The sequence below is a fragment of the Thiocapsa sp. genome (assembly GCF_018399035.1).
Taxonomy (GTDB): Bacteria; Pseudomonadota; Gammaproteobacteria; order Chromatiales; family Chromatiaceae; genus Thiocapsa.
The window spans coordinates 771,200-794,547 of the sequence record NZ_CP073760.1 but is presented as its reverse complement, the minus strand read 5'-3'; the positions used below and the strand labels follow the sequence as shown (position 1 = coordinate 794,547).

Below are 23,348 nucleotides of genomic sequence, written 5' to 3'. Positions count from 1 at the left end.
GTGCAAACCCTGCACGTCCGTCGTCTGAGTTTAGCCGATCAGACTCCGATCGAGCGCCGAAAAATGTCGGCTCAACGCAACTCGCGACACCCCTTGAACCAGTCGCCCCGTTCCACGGCGCCCGTTCGCGCATAGTCCAAGACCTGCCGATGGAAGCGCTCCGGATAGATCCCCAGATCCCCGTAGCCGCGCGCGGTCAGCTCGGAGCGCAGTCCGCCCAGCTCCGTATCCAGAACGGGCAGGTCGTCCGGATAGGTCTGCGCGGTGCGCACGATGGAATCTGCATAGACGCCGATGTTGGCCTCCAGCACCGCATCGTCGCGCGCCAAATCCTCGGCCAGCCGGCGGCAGCGCGGATGCTCGGCGTCTTCGTTGTCTTTGCAGAGGTCGTAGCGCTGGCGGAGCAGGTCGATGTTGTAGCCCTCGACCGAGAGCTTCTCGCACAGCAGTCCACCGAAGCGCAGGGCCTCGCGGGCACTGCGCGCACGCTGCTCGTAGAGCCGCTGATTCGTCCCGGCGACGACACTGCGCAACCGCTCCAGGCGCTGCTTCATCTCGGGCTCGCCGCTCGCCCGGGCAAGTGCGGTCAGCTCGAGCACCGGGTCCTCGAAGGGACGATCGGACAGCGCCGGACGCGGCGGCGGCGTGTCTTGCGGCCGGGCGACATCGCTGCCGAGCCGCTCCCAGGCGGCGCGCACGGCATCGATCCGTTGATTGGAGGTCAAGACGGGTGCCGCGAGCAGGACACGAAAACCCGTGTCGGCCGTCCCCACGGCACCGCGATCGTCGTAAAAGGGGACCTCGCGCCGCAGCGAGCTGCGCAGATCCTGGGCGCTGGAATGGAGACTACCGCCGCGCACCACCGCCGCGCCGGGCTGACCGTGGCGACGCTCCACCCGGTGCAGACGAAAGGGGTCGAGGACATACTCCTCGAGATTGCCCATCACATCGTGAAGGCCGAGCGGGTTCGGCTCGAGCACGCCGATCGGGCGCACCTGACCCTGCGCGTTCTGGTTGAACCAGGCATGGCGTTCGGGTCCGTCCGGCATCGGGTAGAGCATCTCGCGGAACACTGCGGGGCTGACCCGATCGCCCCCGCGCGCCGCATATTCCCACTCCGCCTCGGTGGGCAGACGCACGAAGGCCGGCACGCCGTCGGCGCGCGGCAGACAGGGCGTCGCGGTCGCGTCGCAGTCCGCAATCGCCTCGGCCCGGGCGCGCAGCCAGAGCGAGTAGCGGTGTGCAAAGTCGAGCGCCTCGTGCCAGCCCACACCGCCCTTGGGGAGTCGTGCCGTCGCGCCCTTGCCCGGCTCCGGACAGGCCGCGTCTGAAGCAGCGGCGAGGACCGCGTCGTACTGCAGCGCGGTCACCTCGTACTTGCCGATCAGGAGTCGGCGCCGCTCGCCCTCGGACGCCTCGAAGCTGCCGGCGAGATGGTCGAGATAGCGATGCTCGGCATAGCCCTGACTCTCGTTCTCGCTGCCGAGCTCCACCTCGGTATCGGCGAGCGGGTCGGTGCCCGCCGTGCCGACCGGCCGGAAGGCCATGGCACCGCCGCACGGCAGCGGGACGACGACGTCCTCCGGGGCAGGCTTGGGGTTGTAGAGTGCCTCGGGCCAGGTCACCGCAACCTCGGCCACGCCGTGCGAGGCAAACGACATCATCCCGATCGCCAACAGACGGATCAGGCGCCCTGCACCTTTTGAATCAACGGATCGCTTCACGCAAACCCTCCGCCGGACTCACGCGCCCGGCTCGTATCGCCCCGGCCGTCGACGCGACCAAGGCCACCAGCATGACCAACCCGGACGCCACACCCAGGTCTTGGATGCCCAGTCGGGTCAAGTAACCCCCGCCGGCCAGATTCTCGCCGATGACGGCGTCGAACGCATGCGCGCCCGCCAGATAGCCGACACCGGCAAAGAGCAGCCCAAGCCCGGCGATGAGCGACCCTTGGATCACCGGCAGCGCCGCGACCGCGCCGGGTCCGAACCCGAACAGTCGCAGCAGCGCCAACTGACGGCGCTTGCGCTCCACGCCCACCCAGAGTGCGCCGCCCAAGGCGAGCGCACAACCCGCCCCGCCGATCAGCGCGATGACCCGAAACAGGAACGACAGGGTCCGATCCACGGCCTGCACGGAGGCGATCCGTTCGGCTTGGGTGCGGACCTCGATCCCCGCGGCGCCGACTGCGGCGGCCAGCGGGCCGACCTGATCCAGTCCGGTCGCATAGAGCCGGGCGTTGGCGAAGCGTGTCTGGCGCTCCGCATAACCGTTCGGGACGACGCCGTCGAGCGGCAGATCCAGCGTGCCGTCGCGGTAGTCCTCGGCGGCGACCAAGAGGTCCAGGCTGGTGAAGAGCGCGTCGCGCGCGAAGCGCGCCTCGGGCACGATGCCGATGATCGAGAGCGGCAACCGCAGGTGCTCGGAGACGCCGTCGCGGGTGCGCTTGACGACAGCAACCACGGCAGCCGGGGCGGAGCGGGTCGGAACGCCCTCCTCCGCATCGGACGCCTGCGCCCCGGACTCTGGCTCGGCGGACATCAGGCCCAGCCGACGCGCCAGGGTGGCGGTCACCAGGACCTCGTCGGGATGGCTCGGCAGTGCGGTGTCCGGCGGCAAAAGCGGATCGCCGAGCGCCGTCGGGATCACCTCGACCGCCGGCAGCAGGCGCCGCGCCGGATCCAGCAGATCGACACTGGCATTGATGGTCCGGGTCTTGGGGATGACGAAGGCGACGTCGGACCGCGCCGCGATCTCGGCGAGCCAGTCGCGATCCAGCCGGGCGCTGCCGTAGATGACCACCTCCAGGTTGCGCGGGTCGCGCAGCAGGGTCTCGCGCAGGGTCTCGACGACACCGTTCTTGAGCCCGAGCAGCAGGAGCAACGGGGCCAGGATCGCGGCGACGGTCAGCACGAACACCAATGTGGTGTGCCGATCGTGGCGCAGATCCTTCCAAGCCAAGGACCAGACCTCTGCGGCGGCGGGGCCGACGGACGAACGCGCTTTGGTCGATGCGGTCATTGGGCGATGATCGAAACGCACTGTGGGTCGGGCTTTAGCCCGACAAGAGCACCGAGGCAGGACGGCACGGCCGTGTCGGACTCAAGTCCGATCCACTCCGCGCCGTTCAAGGCGCGTCCTCGAAGCAGGAGCCGAGCCGGTCGGGTGCATCGAGCGGACGCGCCCGGATCTCGCGCAGGCCGAGCGCACGCACGCGCCCCTGCTCGTGTGTCGCAATCACCACCGCGGCACCGCTCTCGACGGCCAGATCGCGCAGCAGACCCAGCACACGGTCGGCGAGCCGCGGATCGAGCGCCGAGGAGGGTTCGTCCGCCAGCACCAGCGCCGGTCCGTGGGCCAGTGCGCGCCCGATCGCGACGCGCTGCTGCTGGCCGACCGAGAGCTGCGCCGGACGCCGGTCCAGCAGCGACTCGATCTCGAGCGCAGCCACCAGGTGGTCGATCCGCGCGTTCTCGACCGGAAGCCCGAGCAGGCGGCGGTTGATGCCGATGTTTTCGCGCACGGTCAGGAAGGGCAGGAGTCCGCCGGTCTGCATCACGAAGCCGATCGACCGGGCGCGCATCCGCGCGAGTGCGCCCTCGGCGCGGGCGCACCACAGCGCAGCCACATCCACGGGCGCCGCCGCATCCAGCCGCAACGCTGCATGCCAGCGAAAGCACGCCCCCGGCAGCGGCGCAGCGGCGAGCCCGAGCAGCTCCAGCACCGTGCTCTTGCCGCTGCCGCTCTCGCCGGTAATGGCCAGCGTCTCGCCGCGGGCGATCCTCAAGCGCGGCACCCTGACCTCGAAGGACCCGCTGCCGTGGCCGTAGCGATAGCCCAGACCGGTCGCCTCGATCAGAAGGCCGGCGGTCAACGAATTCGGAGAATCGGACGGCATCGTGCGAGCGGAGACGGTCTCGACAGGCGACATCCGCGGACACATCAGGGCAGATCGCGCAGCGGCACCGGATAGACCCACTCCCCCGCCGGGCTGCCCTCGGCCAAGCTCACCCAGCGATCGGTGTCGGCGTTGTAGCGCTCGTAGAGCTTGATCTTGCCCTTGAGCCGGCTGACGAACTCGAACTGACGCTGCGTACCCCAGCGCGACCAGGTGTCCTGATCCAGCGTCATGACGTCGCTCTTGTAGGGCAGGCCGTCGAGGTATTCCCCGAGCAGACCGAGATCCGCGAGCTTGGTCGCCTGCGGGCTCGCGGCGAGCGCCGGATCGCGTCCGTATTGGGCGGCGATGGAGCGCAGGCTGTCGAAGAAGGCGTCGGGTTTCAGCATCCCGGCATCCGCGGCATCGACGATCTGCTTGAGGATCCCGTGCAGATCGCTCAACTGGTCTTTGGTGATCAACACCCGTTCGTCGACCGTCCGCACCGTAGGGTCGGCAAGATCGCTGTCGCTGATCCAGCCCTCGAAGACCGACGGGGCGCGCGTGCCCTCCTCTCGGCCCAGATAGGCGAGCTGCATGGCGTGACCGAGCGCTCGGGTCGCCTCCCGAAGCGAGGTGGTCTCGGGGTCTTGTGCAACGGCGGGGGTCGGCGGGACTGCGGTTGCCGTTGCGGCACGCGCGCTGCCCGCCGCGAGCTCGCCGCGAGCAGACGCCTCGATGCTCTCGATCACGGTATCGGACAGCGTGGCGACCGCCTTGCCCAGTGCCGCGGCAGAGCCGTCCTGCACCGAGAAATAGAGGCTGCGCTGGATCGCGGCATTGTTCGCCAGGGTCCGATACTGCGCCTCGGCTGCCGCATGGTTGGTTTTCCCTTGCACCGTCTTGAGATGCAGCACCATGAGGGCGACACCCTTCTCGGCCGCCTCCGAACGCACCTGCTCGGCATGCAGACCCGTGGTTGAGGCATCGCCTTCGAGCGCGCCGGCGTCCGTGATCAGCACGGCATAGCGGGCGCCGAAGCGGTTCCAGGGGATCTCCTCCAAGGCCGTGATCACGCCCGCGTAAGGATCCTCGTCGAACCGGTCGGTCGAGACCTTCGCCTCGGTGACCTTGGATGCGCGGGTCAGGAACTCGAGCCCCGAGGAGACCTCCGCGGGGTCGACGAACATCCGCGCGACATACTCCAGTGATGTGGCCTTGGCCGGATCGGCGGTGGGCGCACGGAAGGCAACCAGCCCGAAGGAGACCTTGTCGAGTAGCCCGGAGCCCTCGATCCGTTTGTAGACCTGCTCGGCCGCGGCACGGGCCTCGTCGATGTACTGCTGCATCGAGATCGTCGAGTCGATGATGAAGACCACCGCCGCGCGGAAGCTGCCGAGCTGGCTCACCGGCTCGGTGCTGTCGTCCGGATGCGGCGTGCTCGTCGGGGCCGCCGTCTCGCTGACCGAGGCCACCTTCAGACCGCGCATCAGGTGACCCGAGTCGGTAAAGACCTCTGCGAAATCCAGGATCGGCAGCAGATAGAAGCGTGAGTTGATGTCGATGAAGCGATCCGGCTCGATCGCGACCACGCGCGGATCGCGCCCGCCTTCGGCGATCTCGCGGGTCAGCGGGCCGACCTCGGCGGCCGGATCCGGCAGCGCCAGCAGGCCGTTGAGCGTGTCCCAGGAATCGAAGAACAGCGCGCGCTCGCGAGCGGCGCCCGGGTTGGTGAAGGCCAACGCGATCTGCTGATTCCAAAGCACCGTGTCCCCGGCCCGCAGCCAGCCGCTGACCTTGCCCTTGGTGTCGACCCCGACCTCGAGCCAGCGCTGCCCGTCCCGCTCGGTCTCGGTATAGACATAGAAGCGCGAGAAGGCATCGACAGGACGCCCGGCATCGCCGCCCGGTTGCTCGGTCAGCATCGCCCCCGGACGCGTCAGCACGCGTTGAAAGAGCGTCTTCTTCCCCTCCTGCAGCAAGGGCGAGCGATCGGTCGGCGACGCGGCAAAGACCGGCGCCGCAGCCAGGACCACCGCGCCCAGCAGCAGCCAAACAACCAACCATCTCTTCAGGTGCATTCCAGTCATCCCGGCTCCTGTCGTTGCCATGCTCCGAGAGCTCATTACGCGACGCGGAAACGTCGATGAACCGATTCGTGTCTATAGAGTGCGCAGCATATCCAGCATCGGCCTTGATCGGAACTCCGCTTATGAAACCCGGGACTCGTGACACCCGCTCCGCGGTGTCGCGCATGCCCCGTGGCGCTCTGCGCCACGTGCAGCCTTGGCCGAAGCGACGGGTAAGACCCGCCGTCGTTTGGCATCGAGACGACTCAACCGCTGACACAGGGTACCCTCATCGGAAACACGTCGGTTCACCCGGAACACGGTTTAGAATCAGACTCAATCGAAAGCTCGGGAGCTCCCGATGACACCCTCGGTTCGTATTCTGACCCTGATTTACGCCGGTCCGCACCCCGATCGGCTTGCGCCGGATCATCCCTGGCGGCAATTCGACGCACTCGGCCGCACCCTGAGACGCCATCTTCCGGGCGCAACGGCCGCCCTTTTCGCCCGTCCCGAGATCGCGGTCGACGGCTCGGGGACGGTCACCTGGACCAGCGCGCTGGCCGGACAACCACGGCCTTTGCTGGACCTGCCCGACGAGGCGCAGAGGGTGGCGCGTCGTGTCCTCGACGATCACCTGAACGCGATCTCACATCTCGCCGAGGAGCTGGCGCGCCGCGAGCCGGACGATCCCGAGCCCGCGCAGCTCCTTAAGCGCGCCATTGTCTACCCGGGCGACGAGGCGGTCTTTGTCATCGGCGGCGCCCCGGTGCTGATCTCCTGGGGCGGGACCGACCCCGGCCGTCCGCCCCCCGCCGCAGGTGCGTCCGATCCCGCGACCGTGCCGCCCCCACGGCGCCGCCCCTCGTGGATCCTGCCGGTCCCGGGGTTGGTCGCACTCGCAACCCTGGGCCTCGGGCTCGGCCTGGGCCTCTGGCTCTGGCAGTTGCAGGAGACCGAGGAAGGCTTGCGCGAGGATCTCGCCGTCGCCTTGGCCAACCACTGCGACCCGGTCGCGCCGCTCATGGAGCTCGCCTCCCGCCTGGAGCGGATCGATCGGGAGGACACGCGCTACGCGGACATCCGCATGGCGGTCCTCACCGAGATCGGTATCTGCGAGGAGGCCGCGCTCTTCACCGAACGGCTCGCGACCGAGCCGCCCTGCGATCATCTGCCCGCCTTGGACGCCGAGCTTGCCTTCTACGACCTCGAGCGCGAACCCTTCCTGAGCCTGAAGGCCAACTTGGACCGGCGGATCTCGGCCTGCACGCGGGTCGAGGGACTCGCCCAACGCCTCGCTGCGGTCGTCGGCGATTGCCTCGCCGTCGCCGAGTTGGAACGGGAGATCGCGACGCTCGAAGAGCCAGCCCGCGAGCTCGCCGCGCTGCGCATCGGCCTGGACCGCGCGCTCGCCGCCTGCCGGCTCGCCGAGACGCTTGGCCCGCGGCTAACCGAGGCGTCCGACGACTGCACGGCGCTGCGCACCCTGGCGCGGGAGAGCGCCCCCGCCTTCGTCGAGCTGGACGCAAGCCGTCCACCCTTGAGCGAGATCCGGCGCGGGCTCGATGACGCCCTCGCGCGCTGCGACCTCGCCGATCATTTGGAGGGTGAGCTGGCCCGCTCGCAGGACGACTGTCTGGCCCTCGCCGGACTCGACGAGACCTTGTCGCGCCATGACCCGGACCGCGAGCCACTCGCCGCCGTGGCAGAGAGGCTCGCCATTGCGCTGCGCCAATGCGCGGACCTGAACGACCTGGAGCAGCGCTTCGCGGGGGCCAACGGCGACTGCGACCTTCTCCGGGCACTGGCCGAAGGGCTCGATGTCTACCGAAACAACCTCCGCTTCCTCGACATCCGCACCCGCCTGGCACCCGAGCTGACGCTCTGCAGCGAGGTCGACGCGCTGGAGGAGCAGATCGCGGCCATCGGGGGAGACTGCACCAAGGCACGCGCGTTGGCCGCAGGTCTCGCCGAGCAAGGCGACCCGCGCTTCTCCAAGGCGCGCGACGCACTCGAGGCGCCGATCGCCGACTGCGATCGGATCGACCGCTACACCCGACGCCTCGCCGAGGCCGGCACCGACTGCACCCGACTCGTCGCCTTGGAGCGCGACCTCAAGCGCGAGTCCGCCCCGACGTTGCGACCGGTCCGCCAAGCGCTCGGCGAGCGGATGGGCCCCTGCCGCCCGCCGCCACCGAAACCTGTCGTGGTTCAAGCGCCCCCGAAGGCCCCGCCACCGGAAACCAGGCCCGGCACCAAACCGACTGCCCCGCCCTCTGCCCCGCCCCCGATCCCGAAGGAGAGCGGCTCCTTCGCCATGCGCGGTGACTGCACAGGACGCCTCACCATCGACCCGACCTCCGGTTGGGACGGCGACCGCGTCCGACACATCGTCACCATCGATCCGCCGGCCAGCGAGCGCGTCGCCCGCGTGACCTCCACCAACGTCGGATGCCGCAACTGTGCACTGCGCAAGATCGGCCGCAACACCTGGCGCGGCGATCTCTTCTACGGGTGCCGTGGTCGCGGCATCGTCCAGGTCTCCTACGCCGCTTACGATGCGAGCGGACGGGTGATCTGCAGCGGAAACGGCAGCGACCTTTGTCTCGGGCGGCGACGCTAAACCGCGTCCAGAGCGACATGCGACATTTTCGTTTTGCGTTTGGCTTTTGAGATGTCCTCGATCTCGGTGAGACGCGGTTTAAAATTTAATATTTTTTAATATGTTAAACCACGCTGGCTCCAACGGTCGTCAAGTCTGCCGGGGCCGATCCCATCCGAAAACATCGCATACCACGCTGGGCGCGGTTTAGGTCACATGTCAGCAATAAGTTGCGCGCCGAGTCTAATATCGTTGTCGTTGTCGTTGTCGTTGTCGATTACGACAACGACAGCGACAACGAGAACGAGAACGACAACCGTGGAAATGGATTCCGAGCGATGCACCGCTCGGCAGGCGGCCGCTCAATCCTTACGCAGCAGGCGCTTGGAGAGGATGTCCCACTTTTTGATGTTGAACTCGCCCTCGGTGAGCACGCCCTCGCGCTCGAGGGCCTTCAGTCCTCGCAGAAGCCGAATCGCGTCCTCGACTCCGCTCGACCGACCGGTAATCTGTTTCTTCAGAAGGGCAAGCTCCTCCGGCGTCAGAACGCCCTCATGATGCAGCGCGGCGAGCCTGGCGAGACCCTCTGCGATGCCGGCGAGTGCGGGCGCGGCACCTGCGTGGATGGCGTCGAGGTCGTTGCGGATGGCCAGCTCGTCGTGGACGCTGACACGCGGTGTCTTGGCTCCGGCGTTGAGTCGCCGACCGGCAGCGGTGAGGGCGCGGCCCTTGCGCAGGGCATCTTGGCGCAGAGCGGTGTCGGCCGGGTCGTCGGCCAAGGCCGCGAGGGCAGCTTGGTAGGCTTCCTTCGCAGTCGCGTAGCCGCGGTGCTCGGCGTGGGTCTTGAGAATGGCGAGCGTAAACACCGCGCCGACGATCAGCCAAAACCAGATGCTGTTGTCCATGTCACTCCTCCTGCTTCCTCGGGCGAGCCGTGGTCTCGCGAACGACTCCCATAAAGCATAGTCGTCGTTGTGACCATTGCGAGCCCGTCGCCTCGGCGACGGGTCGTTCCTCGGCGTCTCGCGCGCACCTTCGAGGATCCACCGATAACCCGGCGGGATGTCTTCTTACCCGAGCGAGCGGCGTGCTACGAAAAACGCATAGGCATAGAAGTCGGGAGACAACGCACGATTAAACCGACTCGCGATCTTGACATCTAAACCGCGTCCAGAGCGAGATGCTCACTTTCGAGTGGGTTCGAAGTTTGGTGAATCCACGACCCTTAGCGGGGGACGCGGTTTAAAATTTTATATTTTTTAATACCTTAAACCGCGCCGGCTCCAGCGGTTCTGAAATCCGCCGGGGCCGATCCCATCCAAAAATATCGCATACCGCACTGGGCGCGGTTTAGAGTGATGCGGTTATCGGCCGTCACCCGGGCTTCAAGCCACCGGCGGGCACCATCGTCACCCGCAGACGCGGCCTTGCGCAGCCAACCAAGCCCCGCCTCGTGCGTCGGCCCCGATACCTCATGCTCGGCCATAAGCTGGCCGAGGCGGCGCTGGACCTCGATGTCGCCGGCTTCGGCGGCGTCGCTGTAGTAGACGATCGCGTAGGGGATATCGGGGGCGGCGATGCAGGTTCCGGGGCGATGGGTGAGCGGGTCGTAGCGACGCGCAAGGCGGGCCGCGAAGGTGGGATCGGTGTTGGCGGCTTCGCTGTAGAGTGCATAGGCGGCGGGGCAATCGCCGCCTTGCTCGAGCTGCTCGGCGCGCTCGAAAATGGCCGCCGGGGTTGGTTTGTCGGCGAGGAAACGGCTTGCCAGCGCGATGCCGGTGAGGGTGGGATCGGGTTCCGGAAGGGGTTTTGTTTCGCCCGAATGCGTCGATCCCGACTCGTCCTCCGGGACGGGCGGGGGGTCCGGGGTCGGCTCGACGACCTGAGCGACATCCGAACCCGTCAGCAGTGTCTCGCCGAACCAACCGAGCCACCAAGCGCCGACACCGCCGCCGGCCAAGAGCAGGGCGGCGGCGAGTGCGAACCAAGGCCAGCGTGCGGCGGGGCGCGGGGTTGGTCGGGGATCCGCATGACCCTCGAGGTCGAGCGAGAAGTCGTCGGCCTCGGAAATAGGCTCGGCGTCGCGCGCGGACTCGGCTCCGGGCCTGCGGACGCTGATGGTCTCTTCCAACGGATCCCTGGATGCCGAGCGGGGTGCGGCGGCGCCGGACCCGATCAACTCGCCGCGGATCCGCAGGGTGCCGGCGTCCTCGACGTCGTCGAGCCTGGCGACCACGCGCAACGGCGCGCCGCCGACGCCGACGATGCTGTCCACCAGGTCGGCGCCCAGGGTGAGCCTGAGGCCGTCGGATAAGGGCTCGGCGGTGAAGATCGGGTGCCAGTGCGGTGTGACCTGCCACTGGCGATCGAGCCCCAGGTAACGCCCGTCATTGCGTTGCAGGGCGAGCGAGACCGTCTCGGGGCTCGGTCGTGTGCCTGCGATCAGCAGCCGGGCGGAGCCCGGACCGGCCGGGTGGAGATCGAGCTTCAGGGCCATCGGGGTCTACCTGTGGTCTTCGGGGTTTGAAGGCGTTGACGGGATCGCGTGGTCAAGGCGATGTCCAGGCATCGGCATCCCGCCTGCGCAGGGCTGCCGGCCTTGTCCGGGGCGACTCAAGTCGCCCCTACAGCCCCGCCGGGGCTGCTCCCGGCGACCAAGGCGAGAATCTGGCCGAGCCGGGCATTGTGCTCCGGCGAGATGTCGCGCCCGGCGGCGTGGCCGGCGTTGGCGATGGCGAGCGCTCGGAACGCCTCGAACCAGTCGACGATGTAGAGTGCGGGGAAATTGACCGGGGTCGCGGGCAACACCGGCATGCCGCGGGGCGGGATCGGCGGGGGCGGGGCAAAGACCGGGCGCTGTTGGCCGACCAGGGAGCGCGGGCGGTCGTCGGGCGGCAAGTCGTCGCTGCCGAGGTAATCGACGAAGCGATTGATGCGCGTCGCGGTGACGTAGACCTGACGCTCGGCGAGCTGAGAGCGCATCGCGGCGGTTTGGGACTCGGCGCTGTCGATCAGGCCGATCAGGGCTTGATCCAGACCCGAGCGGTCGGCGCCCGTGATCAGCTCGCCGATCAGATCTTCGAGCGCGCCCTTGTCCAGGCCCATGTGGCGCAGCCAGTGCGGGTCCTCGGGCAGCGCTTTGAGGTGGCCGACCCAGTAGCTCAGCACCGCACGGACAAAGCGTGCCGCGTTTTCGTTGGTCGCCGCGGGGGGCGGTGCGTCGCCGCTGCCCTTGGTGGCCGCGCGGTCCGTGCCCGAGGGGTAGCCGGATGCGGACCCGCCGAGCAGGGCGTCCAGATCGATCAGGCCGCCGTCGCCGCCGGGCGCCGTGGGGCGGACCGCATCCGGCGCGCCTGCCGAGGTCGTCGCCGCCGGTTGGCCGGCCGCGGCGTCGGCACGCAGATAGAGTGCGCGCAGCCCCTCCTTGGGCGGCTGCATCGCGCCGAGCAAGGCAGCGAAGCGATTGGGTCGCTGACGCAGCGCCCCGACCACCCGATCGGCGAGGCGGCGTTTGTTGTCGACCTCGGCCGCGCCCTCGGCGCGGAAATAGGGCCCGAAGCGATGCCGGACGAGCTCCTCGATCCCCGCGTCGAGCTGCTCGCCGATTCGGGCGAGCTTGCCCTCGGGCGCGGCGACCCGGCCGAGATAGTCGGCGAGGCGCGCGATGCCGCCGTCGTTGAAGCTGAGCATCGCGTCCCAGGCGGCGTGGGGATCCGCAAGATGCTTCTGGACGGTCGGATCCTCGCAGAAGGTGCGTCGCAAGAGGTCGAGACGCGCCCGCTGGCCGGGCAGGATGGCCTGCTCGCCGGTCTCGTCCGTTTCGATCACGGCGGTCGCCATGCGCGGCTTGCGCACCAGAAAGAGGTTGTCGAAGGGCTTGCCGGGCGACCATTCGCGCAACCAGTCGTAGGCGCCGAAGCGCTCCAGGAGGGCGAGCTTCATCATGCCTTCCCAGCCCTTGCGCATCAGGTCCTCGGTCTCGCTCGGGACCGGGTTGAGACGAAAGTCGAACATGGTGAAGGCCCAGATCAGGCCCGGATCGCGGCGCGCGCGGGTGGCCGGATCCGCACCCTGCGTGGCATGGACCCAGGTCTCCAGAACCGGCCCCAGGTCTTTGACATCGCTCTGCTTGTGCGAGGGGGCACAGAGCACCAGGAGGTTCATCTCCTGGTCATCGGTGTAGCGCTCGAAGAGGAAGGCGACCTTACCGCGCAACACCAGTTGGGCGACCGGGTCGACCTGATCGTCCTGGAGCTGCTTGCGCACCTCGGCCAGATTCGCGACCGCGAGACGCCCGCGATAGCCGGGAAAGTCGAGCAGATCGACCTGCTCCAGGAGCCCGGTGCGCGGCGTCTCGGCCAGCACGAAGCGCAGCTCCGTGGTCAGGGCCGCGAGCAACGAGCGCGGCAGAGAAACCGCCGGCAGCAGGGTGTCGCCGCGACGCGGGACGATCTCGATACGGTCGGCGTCGTCGCGCCCGAGTCGCTCGAGGATGTCGACGTTCATGATGCTGTCGCCCTGGCTCAGCTCGCCGCTCGCGTCGGTGCGCACCAGCGCGGCGAGCGGGGCATAGGCGGCGTCGGCGTGACCGGCGTCGGCCAGTCCCCGGCGCAGGGCCAGATAGGTCTCGGTCAGCTCGCGCACCTCGCCCCAGAGCACGGAGAAGAGTGCTGCGCGGTCCGGCGGCTCCAGATAGGGCGCCAGCGCGATCGCGGTCGGCCAATAGTCGGCCTTGAGCTGCTCGGTGGTCTTGGGGAAGCGCTTCTCGAAATATTCGAGCAGGTCGACCACGTCGTCCTCGCTCACCCCGCCGACGGGTGCGGCGGTGCGGCGCGCCTGCAGGGCGGCGAGGTGGCGGCGCAGATGGCCGGGCGAGAGGTCGACCTCGACCTGCTCGCGGTCGAAGTCGTTGAAGAAGGCGTTGCCGAGCACCTTGGCCAGGTCGACCTCGGAGAACAGCGACAGCTCCAGCGGATAACCCGGCGGTGCCGTGCTCGGACGGCGCGTGAAGCGGGTCACCAGACCGGTCGCCTCCTTGCCGTGGCCGGGCGGGTTCACGTGCTGGATGAAGTTGAGCCGTCGGCCCTCGACCTGGGTCTCGAGCTCCCCGCTCTCCCCGGCCGCGAGGGCGGAGATCAGATAGGACTTGCCGGCCTGCGACAGGCCGAAGAAGCCGACGCTGACCGAGCGCCCGGCCGCGCGTCCCAGGCGCGTGGCGAGGTTGCGGGTGCGGCGCAGCTTGTCGGTCAGGCTGTCGGATTCGCGATCCAGCCGCTGGGAGTGACGGCGTGTCTCGGCGACCCAATCTATTGCTTCGCCGCTGCCGTCGTAAAGGGCCCGGCTGCGGCGAATCAGGTCGGCTGCGCGTGTGTCTCGAGTGTCACCCATCATTTGCGATGCTCCGCGCTCACCTGAAAATCGACCCGCTGTCGAGCCAGTAACTGTCCTGATCGAAGCCGATGCTGGCCAGTGTGTTGAGCTTCAGGGCCACGACACCGCGACCGAAGGCGCGTCCGCCTTCCAGCTCCACGGCGGCGACTCGGAAACGCTCGGCATTCACACCGCGCATCCGCTCCAAACGCACCTGGAGCACGCCGCCCTGCGTGTAAAGCAGACGGCGAACCTCGTCGTCGGCAAAGTCGAGCAGATAAAGCGGCTGGGCACCCCAGCGCTCGGCGGCGAGTTGACGATACCCGATATGCATCACCCCGGTCATGGGGATGGTCGTCTCGGGCAATTGGTACTCGGGGTCGTCGAGGTCCACATTGCTGTAATAGACATCGCCGGCCTTGATCATCCGGTTGCGGTCGATCATGCCGAGATAGCGGATCGTCGAGTAGGGGCGGAAGGCGTTGGCTCGGAACGAGAAGTTGGGCAGCCGACCCTGTCCGAGCAGACAGAGCATGGCGCCGACCGCGGCCGTGGTCTTGGGGTCGGCGATACGCCCGCGGCGATTGAAGGGATACCAGGCGCCGGTGCGATAGTCGTGCATCGCGATGATCCGATCCGGCGGCAACGGCAACAGAGCGCGCACCAGCGCCTGGAAGCCCGGCAGGCGCGACGGGCGCCCGGTCAACAGAAGCAGGTCGCAGTCGTAGAGGTGCGCGATCTCGCACAGTGAGCGCACGGCGCGCGTGACCTCGAGGCGCTCCTCCATGAACAATTGATGGGTGCGGTCGAGATCGAGCCGAACCGGGCAGTCCAGCAGGGAGAAGCCGGTGACCGTCCCGCCGGTCGCATCGCGCACGCCGCCCGCGAACCAGTCCAGGACCGCATCGGTCGGCCCCTCGGGGCTGATCTCGGCGACCAGCTCGGAGAGCGCGAGGGTATGCGGCTCGCTGCCCTGGACCGGGTCGAAGCGCTCGTACGCCTTCAGCACCGCCAGCCCCGCCGGATAAAGCACCTGCAGCGCCAGCTGCTGGCGGAGCATCCCCTCTTGAACATCGACGGGATCCGAGCCGATGAGGCGCGAGAGCAGGGCGTCGGGCTCTTCGACCCCGGCGGCGGTCACCGCCTCCTTGAGGGCCGGCACCAGGGTCGCGCCGATGACCTCGAGCAGGATGTCGTCGCCGGCGACCTTGAAGCCGTCGCGAAAGCGCTGCTCGGGCTCGATGGTGCGATTGGCGCCGGTGCGTCCGCCTTCGAGCCGATAGTCGTTGATGACGAGGTCCGTGGTACCGCCGCCGATGTCCACGGTCGCGATCCGCAGGCGCGGTCCCTCGCTTCCGGTCCGGCCCCCGGTCTCGGCATCGCGGACCCGTCCGGCGATGGCGAACAGCTCCTCCGCACGCCCGGCGAAGGTGTTCTGGATCTCGCTGTAGAGATAGACCGCCTGACTGCAGGTCGCCTCGTCCCAGCGCACCTCGATGCTCGGGAACGGGGGCCAGGCCAGCTCGGCGCCGGGGCCCTCGATCGGCGCGTCCTCGGGGTGCCAACCGAACGCCTTCCAGACCAGCCCGACGGCCTGGTGCATCCGCTCGGCGAAGAGATCCCGTTCCTGCTTGGGCATGGAGGGCGGGATGGTCAGGATGAGGGTGCGCAGATGGCGCGGCAGATCGGCCGTGGGCATGCGCAGACGCTGCGCCGGGCTGTTGATCTGGCAGAGCGCCTGGGTCAGCACCTCGGCCAGCATGAACATCATCATGGCGCTGCGCGAGTAGTGCGGCATGAAGACCGGCATGCGGTCGGCCTCGGGCAAGGTGTAAAGCGCGGTGCCGACCTCGTTGATGAGATTGCAGAAGGGCGCGGCCGTGGCCATCGGCTCGATCTCGGTCCGTACGAAGGCGCTGTTGAAGCGCCAGCCGGTGTCGAAGCGATCCTCGTCCCAGAGATAGCGTTTGGGGCTGGAGATGCCGGTGGCCCCTTCGGTGCCGCGACGACGCCCGGCCATGCGTGCGGCCTCGGGGCCGACACGGGCGATGGTCGGCCAGAGGAAGGCCCCGGCGCGTCCGCTCTTGTGCGCCCAGTGCTCCTTGCCGAAGGTCGCCTGGGCCAGCTCGACGCGGCTCTCGAAGGGCTCGTTGTAGCGATGCTGCGGCTGCGAAAGGTCACGCAGCTCCAGCTCGTAGCGGCGTCCGAGCACATCGCCCTCCTTGGCGTGCTGCTCGATCAGAATGCCGCAGGTGCGCGAGTTGCCGACGTCCAGCACCATGTCGACCGGCACCGCCGGCTGCACATCGGTCGCCTTGTTGCCGAGCAGCTTGATCTCGGGGATACAGCCGGCCTCGCCGATGACCGCGAGCAGGTTGAGATAATGGGCGTGATGGGCGAGACGCTCGCGCTCCGCCTCCACGTCCTCGGGCGGCAGACGCAGGCGCGGGCCGGCACGCTCGTCGAAGACCTCCTGGATCCAGCCCGCCACCCATGGCAGCTCCGGGAACCAGCCGATCTCGTGGGCGCGGTGCGCGAAGGCAAAGGCCGCACCGGCGCCGACATCGGCCTCCGTCGGGGCGAGATAGCGCAGGTCTTCGGCATCGGCCAGCAGGTTGGTGTCGATGGCGAGGGTGAGCCGATGGGTGTGATCGGTCGCGGCCGACTCCTCCGCGGAGAGGGCCAACAACCGCAGACGTGCCCAGGTCTCCGGCCCCGTCGCGAAGCGCCTCGGCGGGTGCAGGCGCAGCACGGGCACCGGCAGCCAGATGCCGTCGAGCAGGCGCGCCGAGTCGTCGACCGGCACGCTTAGTTGAGATTTCAAGGGGATGCCCGGACGATCGGGCCAGTAGAGCTGGTTGGTGCGCTCGTCGTAGAGCAGACGCGCAAGCGAGCGGTTGCTCTCCTGCACCACGAACTCGCCGGGCAGGGCCTTGCGCAACGCGAGGGTCAAGCCGAAGTCGAGGAACTGGACGCCGCTGTCGGCGATCAGCGTCACCTTGGTTTCGAAATTCACCAGTCTCGCGAGCATGGCCTACAACCTAAACCGCGCCTAGCGCGGAATGCGATGTTTTTGGATGGTGTCGGCCTCGGCGGACTTGACGACCGTTGGAGCCGGCGCAGTTTAGACGATTAAAAGAACAGCCCGTAGGTTGTGCTGACGGTAGGAAGCACAACATCCGCCGGCGGTTGGTTGTGCCTCGCTCTCGCTCGGCACAACCTACAGCGCCATTGCGCGAGGGCACTCCATCCACTCATTCGCTCGCCGCACCCTGCACGTCGAGCGAGAAGGTGCCGCCGCCGGGATAACGGCCGACGCAGTCGGGTTTGCCGTCCTTGCCCGGTGCGCACTCCACGCTCGGGCGGCCGAAGTTGGTGCCGTCGGCGCAGCGGATATCCCCGCTGCTGTCGATCACCAGACGCTCGCCCTGCACGGATGCCGCGGCGCCGCTTTGGCAGATGCTGCCGTCGTGGCGTTTGAGTCGCAATTGGCCCTGACCCTCTTGGGTGCGGTATTCCATCTGGATCGGCAGACCGGTCTTGGGATCTTGCAGAGAGGTGGCGGTGCTCCAGCCGCTGGTCAGGCCGCCGAGCGCCTGCGGGGTCGCGCCGGGCGCTGTGCTCGGGCCGGTTGCGCCGCCCTTGGCCGATACGGTGCCCGGAACCGCGCCGGGCGCGCCTTCGGCTTCGTCCGCGGTCGAGCCGGCTGGGCCAGGCGTCGCCGGGATCGCATCGCCCTCACCCGTCGGCGGCTCGGTGCCTTCCTCGGGCGAGACGGAGTCCGAGGCGTCCGGCCCCGGGGGCGTCTCGCCAGCCCCGTCCTCGGCCGTCTGTCCTTCCGCCGGTGCCCCGTCGCCATCGGCCGCGGTCGGATCGGCCACCGTGTCGACGATCGAGGCATCCAGGTTTGGATCGACCAGGGGCAGCTCGGCATCCGCGCCCGGAACCTCACCCTCGAACGGCAAGGTCTCGGACGCATCCGGATCGAGCTCCTCGCCGGGGAGCACAGGCAACTCCTCGGCCCCCTCCCCTGCATCCGTTGCGCTCGTCTCGTCCAGAACCGGCGTGCCTTCCGACAAACGATCGGTCTCATCCAGCAGGCGCGTCGATTCGCTCTCCGAGAGCGTCGTCTCGTCCACCGCGACGCCTTGGTCGGTCACCGAGATGGCGCTGGTGTCGGTGGTTCGGTCGCTGCGCAGGTCGCTCTCGAAGAGGGTCCGATCCCGGAGCTGTCCGGAATCGATCGTCACATCGCGCAGGACCGACTCGTCCCGAATCGACGGATCGACCAAGCGCGGATCCTCGGCGGGCGGCTCCGAGAGGATCGGCGTGAGCTCCTCCGCAACCCAGTCCGGGACCCATTCCGGGGCCCACTCCGCGAAGGGTGTCGACGCGTCGGGGACGCAGCCGCGCAACAGGAAGAGAAGCAGCAGCACCAACGCGAGCAGCAGGAGCGGAAACCAGATCCACCAGGGGAGACCGCGGCGAGTCAGCGGGGCGGGGTTCGGACTCGGGCTCGGGTCCTGCCGAGGCTCGTCGGTCAGGTCGAGCGACCACTCCGTCGGCGGGGCGGCAAACCGTCCCGGATTCACCAAGGGGTCGGAGCCAACCGCCTCGCGATCGCGCACAAAACCCCAGAAGCTGACGACCGGGCGGCCGTCCACCAGATAGACGTGGTCCTCGTCCGGGAAGTTGAAGACATGGGCGAGCAGACGGGCGAAGACCTGACGCTCGGGGTCGGGATCGGCCTGCATGGTGCGGGCAAGCTCGTCGATCCGGGTGCGATTCTCCAAGAGCTGGCTTTGGGCCGAAAGCCGCTCCTCGGGGCTCGCGGCACTCCAAGGCACGACCGGGCCGGGGCGCGGGGCGTACCAATCCAGCGTATCGCCGTCCTCGTTGCGCTGCGGAATGGCGAAGCTGTCGGCGAGATCCGGGCCGAGCCGACGGGCCAAGGCGGCGCGCAATTGGGCCGCAGCGAGATACACCGGGTGGCCGACGGCGCCGACCGGGTGATAGTCGGTCAGGGTTCCGGTGCGCAGTAATGGTCCGATCATGGTGTCTTGAGTCCCTCGCCGACGGACGTTTCCAGTTTTTCCAGGGTGTCGCAGCGCAACAGCGCCTCGTCGAGCCGGCCGCGGATCGCACGCAGCGGCTCGCGCTCGGCGTCCTCGACGGCCAGCTCCCCATCCAGCGTCCGCAAGGCGGCGCAGTCCATTTGAGCATCCACGAGCTTCTGACGATAGGTTTGGGCACGGGCGCAGCGTGCCAACTCCGTGTCGAGCCGCTCCCGCAGGGCCGCAAGCGGCGGTCCGGCGACATCGAGCCCGGCCGACTCGCGATCGAGCTTCAGGAGGGCCGAACAACCCCCGTCGTCCGCCCCCAGTGCCGCATCCAGCGCGACCACGAGCCGGTCGGCCTCGGCGCAGCGTGCAAGCTCGCGGGCCAATCCTTCGCGGACCGGTCGCCACGGCGTCTCGTCCGGCGCGGCATCGGACGCCGGCTCGGACTCAGGCAGACCGACCGCAACGCCCAGCTCGGCCAGCGCCGCACAGTTGCCGAGCCGACGCTCCAGCTCGGACGCCGCCTGCGCCGAGGTCTCGCAGACACCGATGCGCTCGTCGAGCCGCGCGACGATGCCGACGAAGGGCTCGCGATCGAGATCCGGTCCCGGCGTCGGCGACTCGCCGTCCGCCCCGGCCAGACCCTGTCGCATCTCGACGAGCCGAGCGCAATCCCAATCGGCAGCGATCACCGCGCGATCGAGCGACTCGGCCGCGGCACAACGGTCCTGCTCGGTGGCGATCAGCTCGCGCAGCTCGGCGTAGCCCTTGCGTTCGGGATCGAGCCGGTCGATCCGCAGCGCGAGCGCCCCGAGCCGATCCCGCCCGGTGCAGGCCGCATCGAGACCGGCCTGCAGCTCGGTCGCGAGCGAGCCCGCCTCGCGCCGATCGAGCCAGAGCCAGCCGCCGCCCGCGAGACCGGCCCCGAGGATCAGCAGGATCATGACGGCCCACCCCCATCGGAGACGGCGCCGCACAGGCAGCTCGGGCGCGGAGGCCGAGGCGAGGACCGGACCATCGGAGCGCCCGCGCCTCGTCTCCTCCACCAGCACGAACCCCCAGAGCGTGAGCACGGGCTCGTCGCCGATCACATAGACGTGGGAGTCGTCCGGATACCGGGTTGCGGCGCGCAGGATGGCGGCGATGGACTCGGAGCCCTTCACCCGCGTCGGCAGCGCATCGGCGAGCCGGCGCAAGGCATCCAGCCGCTCCTCGAGCTTGGCCTTCATCGCGGCGCGGCGCACGGCGGGCAAGGCCGTCAGCCGCGTCGGCTGGCCCGGCAGATCACTGTACCAGTCGACCGTCTTGCCGTCGGCGCAGGGCACGGGCAAGGCGAAGACCGACGCGGCGACACTCGGCAGATGACGGCGGATGAGGGTCTGGAGCTCGCGATGCAGGTCGTCGAGCCCGGCAAGCTCCTCGGTCGGCAGTCGATAGCCGCCGATGTCGACCCGTGCGACGCGCAGTGATGGTGCCAACCAAGCCTCCCTTAAGATGATTTCCGGAAAAGGATCTACCGGCAGAGCCTTAAACCGCGCCGGCTCCAGCGGTTCCGAAATCCGCCGGGGCCGATCCCATCCAAAAACATCGCATACCGCACTGGGCGCGGTTTAACCAGGAAAAGTGGTCGAAGGCTCTACTCGTTGTCGTTGTCGTTGTCGTAATCGTGGTCGTCCGGAATCCGACTACGATTACGATTACGACAACGACAACGACAACGACAACGACACATCCAGGGCACGCGCCACCGCCAAAGGATCAATGCTCCCGCCAACCGCGCTGCCGCGCCTTGCGACCCCAGATCCAAACATACTGCGCGCCGCTGACGACGACGGTCGCGAAACAGGCCCAGATCATCATGTCGATCAGCCCTTCGGGAAGCCAGAACGGCCCCGCAGCCATGATGACCATCACCACCAGCACAATCTGGAGCACCGTATTGAGCTTGCTGATCGGCAGGGGTGCGGCCTCGACCGCCTCGACGCGGTAGTTGTAGACGACGGCTCCCGTCACGATCACGAGATCCCGCAGGATCACGGCGATCACGAGCCAGACCGGGACCAGCCCCTGCCAACCCAGGACCAGAAAACACCCGACCAGCAATGCCTTGTCGGCAAGCGGGTCCAGGATCCCGCCCAAGCGCGTACGCCAGTCGAAACGTTTCGCCAGGTAGCCGTCCAGGCCGTCCGACACGCCCGCCGCGGCGAACAGCGCCAAGGCCCAGCCGTAATCGCCGGCCAAGAGGAGATACATAACGGGCGCGACCGCGACGAGTCGCAGGACGCTGATGATGTTTGGAAGATCCCTGAGCTTCACGCACGGACTCCGGTCGCCGGGGGCGGCACCAAACCTTGATGCCTATGCGGTTGATGCTAGCCGGGTCTATGGCGCCTGTCCAAGACCAATGCCGGCCTGACCAGCGGCTGGGAGAATTCCAGCGAATGTCGCCCGCCTCACCGGACATCGCTCAGCTGTCCGCGCAACTGCTGCGGTTTAGTAAACCTGCAGTCGGCGACGCCCCAACACAAAAACCGCGCCGACCCCAATCACGACCGCAAACCAAAGGGTGACGGCGCGACAGATGACGGTCGCCAACACCGCTGTTCCGAACATCGTCCCGCCCGCCACCAACAAAGCCACCATCGCAGCCTCCGCGCCGCCGAGCCCGCCGGGCAGGAAGAACAAGGCGAAGCCGGCGACATAGATCAGCAGGTCATGTATATCGTCTTCAAGCGAATCGTTTACGATCCGAAGGTGAATGGGCTGTGACCGAAACACCTCGACCCCAACCATCGGCGCCCAAGGAGCCCCGCATGATCGACACCGGCGAGCATTCGATGCGCTGGGTCATGCCGCGACCTCCGCCTGGCGGTCCGTCGGTCGGGCGTAGAAGAGGCAGCCTTCGCGCGGGATCTTGTCTTTCAAGCGCGGGTTGGCGAGACGGTCCCAGTGCAGGAGGTCGACCTTGAACACCAGCGGCAGGTCGTCGATCGCGTTCCAGAGGCGAGCGAATTCCGAGTCGCTCATCTCGGGCGCAATCACGGCGAGATCGATGTCCGAGCCCGGACGGGCGCTCCCCTTGGCACGCGAGCCGAAGATCAGCACCCGCTCGATCGCCGGATACTGCGCAAACACCTGTCCCATGTCGGCGCGGATGCGTTCGGACAAGCCGAAGGTCATGGTGTCTTCCATGTTTCGGCCTCGCGTGCCAACGCCTGAAATCGCACCAGGGCCAGCTGGCTGATGAAGGCATAGACCTCGTCGGCCAGCTTCTCATCGTAGGTATGGCTGGTGAGATTGCGGTAGCGTTGAATCTCGCTCCAGACATTTCCATCCTCGATCAGTGCGGCCTGCAAGGCCTCCCGCAGCGCCTGTCTCGGCGTGAGCGCACTGATGCCCTCCTGCTCCAGCTTCAGCTTGACCATCTTCCAGGCCAGCTCATAGCAGAATTCAAAGCGTTGAATCGTTGCATCGCGCGTGAATTCGCTGAAGGGCTCGGCCACGGCCCGCTCGAGTTGATGCACGCCTTTGAGAAAATCCGCGATGCGTTCGTTCAGACGTTCGATGTCCATGAGGATTTCGGCTCAGGATGGGTAGCTGTTCGACAGGGTAAGGCATACCGGTGTGAAACGGTCATTGCGCAACCCCAATCTTTGCCAGAAGGAGGATCCCGACCGTGCAGACGCCAATGACGAGACTCATGCGATCGCGCAGCGCGAAGACCACCGGATCATCGTGCATCGCGCCGCGATGGGTCTTAAACCAGAGCCGGCTGATCCAGTAGAGCAGCAGCGGACAGACGAGCCACAGCGCTTCGGGGCTGCCATAGAGGCGTTGTGCCGGCTCACTATCGATGTAGAGCGCGAGCACCAGCACACAGGCCATCCCGGCTGCGGTGCCCAGGCTCTGGACCAGCGGTAGATCCTCGACGTGCCAGCCGCGCCCGGTCGCGGTTAGTTCGCCCCGCTCCAGAAGACCCTGTAGCTCGGTGTAGCGCTTCACCAGCGCCAGGCTCAGGAAGATGAACATGGAGAAGGCGAGCAGCCAGAAGGAGGGCGCGATGGCGACGGCTGCCGCGCCCGCGATGACGCGTACGGTGTAGAGACCGGCCAGGGTCATGACATCCAGGATCGGTCGGCGCTTGAGCCAGAAGGAATAGGCACTGGTGAGGACGAAATACCCGGCAAGCACCAGGCTGAAGGCCCGCGGCAGGATGAACAGGCTCTGACGTGATTTTCCGGGGCGAAACGACCGGCGTGTCTGTGCCAAAAATTCGCGCCTACGCCCCTTCATGTCTTCAAGGCACGCGCACTCCGGATGCTTACTCGCCGTGAACGCTTGCAGAACCTGATCTGTGCTGAGGGCAG

Annotated in this window: 16 protein-coding genes; 1 reads left to right on the top strand and 15 read right to left on the bottom strand. The window is 67.8% G+C overall.

All coding sequences use genetic code 11. The annotated features are described in order from the left end of the window. Positions 1-71 precede the first annotated feature (71 nt). From KFB96_RS03625 to KFB96_RS03610, 4 genes are all read right to left on the bottom strand, one after another. Positions 72-1,724: an SUMF1/EgtB/PvdO family nonheme iron enzyme gene (locus KFB96_RS03625; RefSeq protein WP_213459080.1), complete on the bottom strand. Its 1,653-nt coding sequence runs from the start codon at positions 1,722-1,724 to the stop codon at positions 72-74. After that, positions 1,708-3,024 carry an FtsX-like permease family protein gene (locus KFB96_RS03620; RefSeq protein WP_213459078.1) on the bottom strand — a complete coding sequence of 439 codons (1,317 nt, stop codon included), beginning with the start codon at positions 3,022-3,024 and terminating at the stop codon, positions 1,708-1,710. Before KFB96_RS03620 ends, KFB96_RS03625 begins: the two co-directional genes overlap by 17 nt. A gap of 106 nt (positions 3,025-3,130) precedes the next feature. After that, positions 3,131-3,877, bottom strand: a complete 747-nt coding sequence (locus tag KFB96_RS03615; RefSeq protein WP_300971267.1) for an ABC transporter ATP-binding protein — start codon at positions 3,875-3,877, stop codon at positions 3,131-3,133. A gap of 68 nt (positions 3,878-3,945) precedes the next feature. Continuing rightward, the gene (locus KFB96_RS03610; RefSeq protein ID WP_213459074.1) at positions 3,946-5,961 is read right to left on the bottom strand and encodes a vWA domain-containing protein; all 2,016 of its coding nucleotides are present in this window, start codon (positions 5,959-5,961) and stop codon (positions 3,946-3,948) included. A 349-nt stretch (positions 5,962-6,310) separates the two neighbouring features. Between KFB96_RS03610 and KFB96_RS03605 the strand changes: the two genes are divergently transcribed. Next, entirely contained in the window at positions 6,311-8,572 is a 2,262-nt protein-coding gene (locus KFB96_RS03605) for a hypothetical protein (RefSeq protein WP_213459072.1), read from the top strand. A gap of 341 nt (positions 8,573-8,913) precedes the next feature. Here KFB96_RS03605 and KFB96_RS03600 read toward each other — a convergent pair whose 3' ends face one another. The 11 genes from KFB96_RS03600 to KFB96_RS03550 form a co-directional block, all read right to left on the bottom strand. Next, the gene (locus tag KFB96_RS03600; protein WP_213459071.1) at positions 8,914-9,456 is read right to left on the bottom strand and encodes a hypothetical protein; all 543 of its coding nucleotides are present in this window, start codon (positions 9,454-9,456) and stop codon (positions 8,914-8,916) included. Between the two features lie 362 nt (positions 9,457-9,818). Next, a complete protein-coding gene (locus tag KFB96_RS03595; RefSeq protein WP_213501714.1) occupies positions 9,819-11,048 on the bottom strand; it encodes a hypothetical protein in 1,230 nt (409 codons plus the stop codon). Positions 11,049-11,164: 116 nt separating this feature from the next. Next, positions 11,165-13,942, bottom strand: a complete 2,778-nt coding sequence (locus tag KFB96_RS03590; protein ID WP_300971266.1) for a putative virulence factor — start codon at positions 13,940-13,942, stop codon at positions 11,165-11,167. A 16-nt stretch (positions 13,943-13,958) separates the two neighbouring features. Beyond that, on the bottom strand, positions 13,959-16,952 hold the full coding sequence (locus KFB96_RS03585; protein ID WP_213459067.1) for a virulence factor SrfB: 2,994 nt from the start codon (positions 16,950-16,952) through the stop codon (positions 13,959-13,961). 223 nt (positions 16,953-17,175) lie between these two features. After that, the gene (locus tag KFB96_RS03580) at positions 17,176-18,975 is read right to left on the bottom strand and encodes an SrfA family protein (RefSeq protein WP_213459065.1); all 1,800 of its coding nucleotides are present in this window, start codon (positions 18,973-18,975) and stop codon (positions 17,176-17,178) included. Beyond that, positions 18,972-20,459 carry a hypothetical protein gene (locus tag KFB96_RS03575; protein WP_213459063.1) on the bottom strand — a complete coding sequence of 496 codons (1,488 nt, stop codon included), beginning with the start codon at positions 20,457-20,459 and terminating at the stop codon, positions 18,972-18,974. The genes KFB96_RS03580 and KFB96_RS03575 overlap by 4 nt, the downstream gene beginning before the upstream one ends. Before the next feature lie 280 nt (positions 20,460-20,739). Next, entirely contained in the window at positions 20,740-21,297 is a 558-nt protein-coding gene (locus tag KFB96_RS03570) for a CDP-alcohol phosphatidyltransferase family protein (RefSeq protein ID WP_213459061.1), read from the bottom strand. 177 nt (positions 21,298-21,474) lie between these two features. Then, entirely contained in the window at positions 21,475-21,759 is a 285-nt protein-coding gene (locus tag KFB96_RS03565; RefSeq protein ID WP_213459059.1) for a lysylphosphatidylglycerol synthase domain-containing protein, read from the bottom strand. Between the two features lie 69 nt (positions 21,760-21,828). After that, positions 21,829-22,173 carry a nucleotidyltransferase domain-containing protein gene (locus KFB96_RS03560; protein ID WP_213459057.1) on the bottom strand — a complete coding sequence of 115 codons (345 nt, stop codon included), beginning with the start codon at positions 22,171-22,173 and terminating at the stop codon, positions 21,829-21,831. Beyond that, complete coding sequence (locus KFB96_RS03555; protein ID WP_213459055.1) at positions 22,158-22,553, bottom strand: HI0074 family nucleotidyltransferase substrate-binding subunit; 396 nt, start codon at positions 22,551-22,553, stop codon at positions 22,158-22,160. Before KFB96_RS03555 ends, KFB96_RS03560 begins: the two co-directional genes overlap by 16 nt. Positions 22,554-22,614: 61 nt before the next feature. Next, positions 22,615-23,250 (bottom strand): hypothetical protein, encoded by a 636-nt coding sequence (locus KFB96_RS03550; RefSeq protein ID WP_213459053.1) that lies wholly within the window; start codon positions 23,248-23,250, stop codon positions 22,615-22,617. Positions 23,251-23,348 lie beyond the last annotated feature (98 nt).

What these genes read in the sequence shown, in the direction of transcription:
- KFB96_RS03620 (WP_213459078.1), bottom strand. Translation starts at nt 3,024, where the DNA reads ATGACCGCATCGACCAAAGCGCGTTCGTCCGTCGGCCCCGCCGCCGCA.
- KFB96_RS03610 (WP_213459074.1), bottom strand. Translation starts at nt 5,961, where the DNA reads ATGCACCTGAAGAGATGGTTGGTTGTTTGGCTGCTGCTGGGCGCGGTG.
- KFB96_RS03605 (WP_213459072.1), top strand. Translation starts at nt 6,311, where the DNA reads ATGACACCCTCGGTTCGTATTCTGACCCTGATTTACGCCGGTCCGCAC.
- KFB96_RS03600 (WP_213459071.1), bottom strand. Translation starts at nt 9,456, where the DNA reads ATGGACAACAGCATCTGGTTTTGGCTGATCGTCGGCGCGGTGTTTACG.
- KFB96_RS03595 (WP_213501714.1), bottom strand. Translation starts at nt 11,048, where the DNA reads ATGGCCCTGAAGCTCGATCTCCACCCGGCCGGTCCGGGCTCCGCCCGG.
- KFB96_RS03590 (WP_300971266.1), bottom strand. Translation starts at nt 13,942, where the DNA reads ATGATGGGTGACACTCGAGACACACGCGCAGCCGACCTGATTCGCCGC.
- KFB96_RS03585 (WP_213459067.1), bottom strand. Translation starts at nt 16,952, where the DNA reads ATGCTCGCGAGACTGGTGAATTTCGAAACCAAGGTGACGCTGATCGCC.
- KFB96_RS03580 (WP_213459065.1), bottom strand. Translation starts at nt 18,975, where the DNA reads ATGATCGGACCATTACTGCGCACCGGAACCCTGACCGACTATCACCCG.
- KFB96_RS03560 (WP_213459057.1), bottom strand. Translation starts at nt 22,173, where the DNA reads ATGGAAGACACCATGACCTTCGGCTTGTCCGAACGCATCCGCGCCGAC.
- KFB96_RS03555 (WP_213459055.1), bottom strand. Translation starts at nt 22,553, where the DNA reads ATGGACATCGAACGTCTGAACGAACGCATCGCGGATTTTCTCAAAGGC.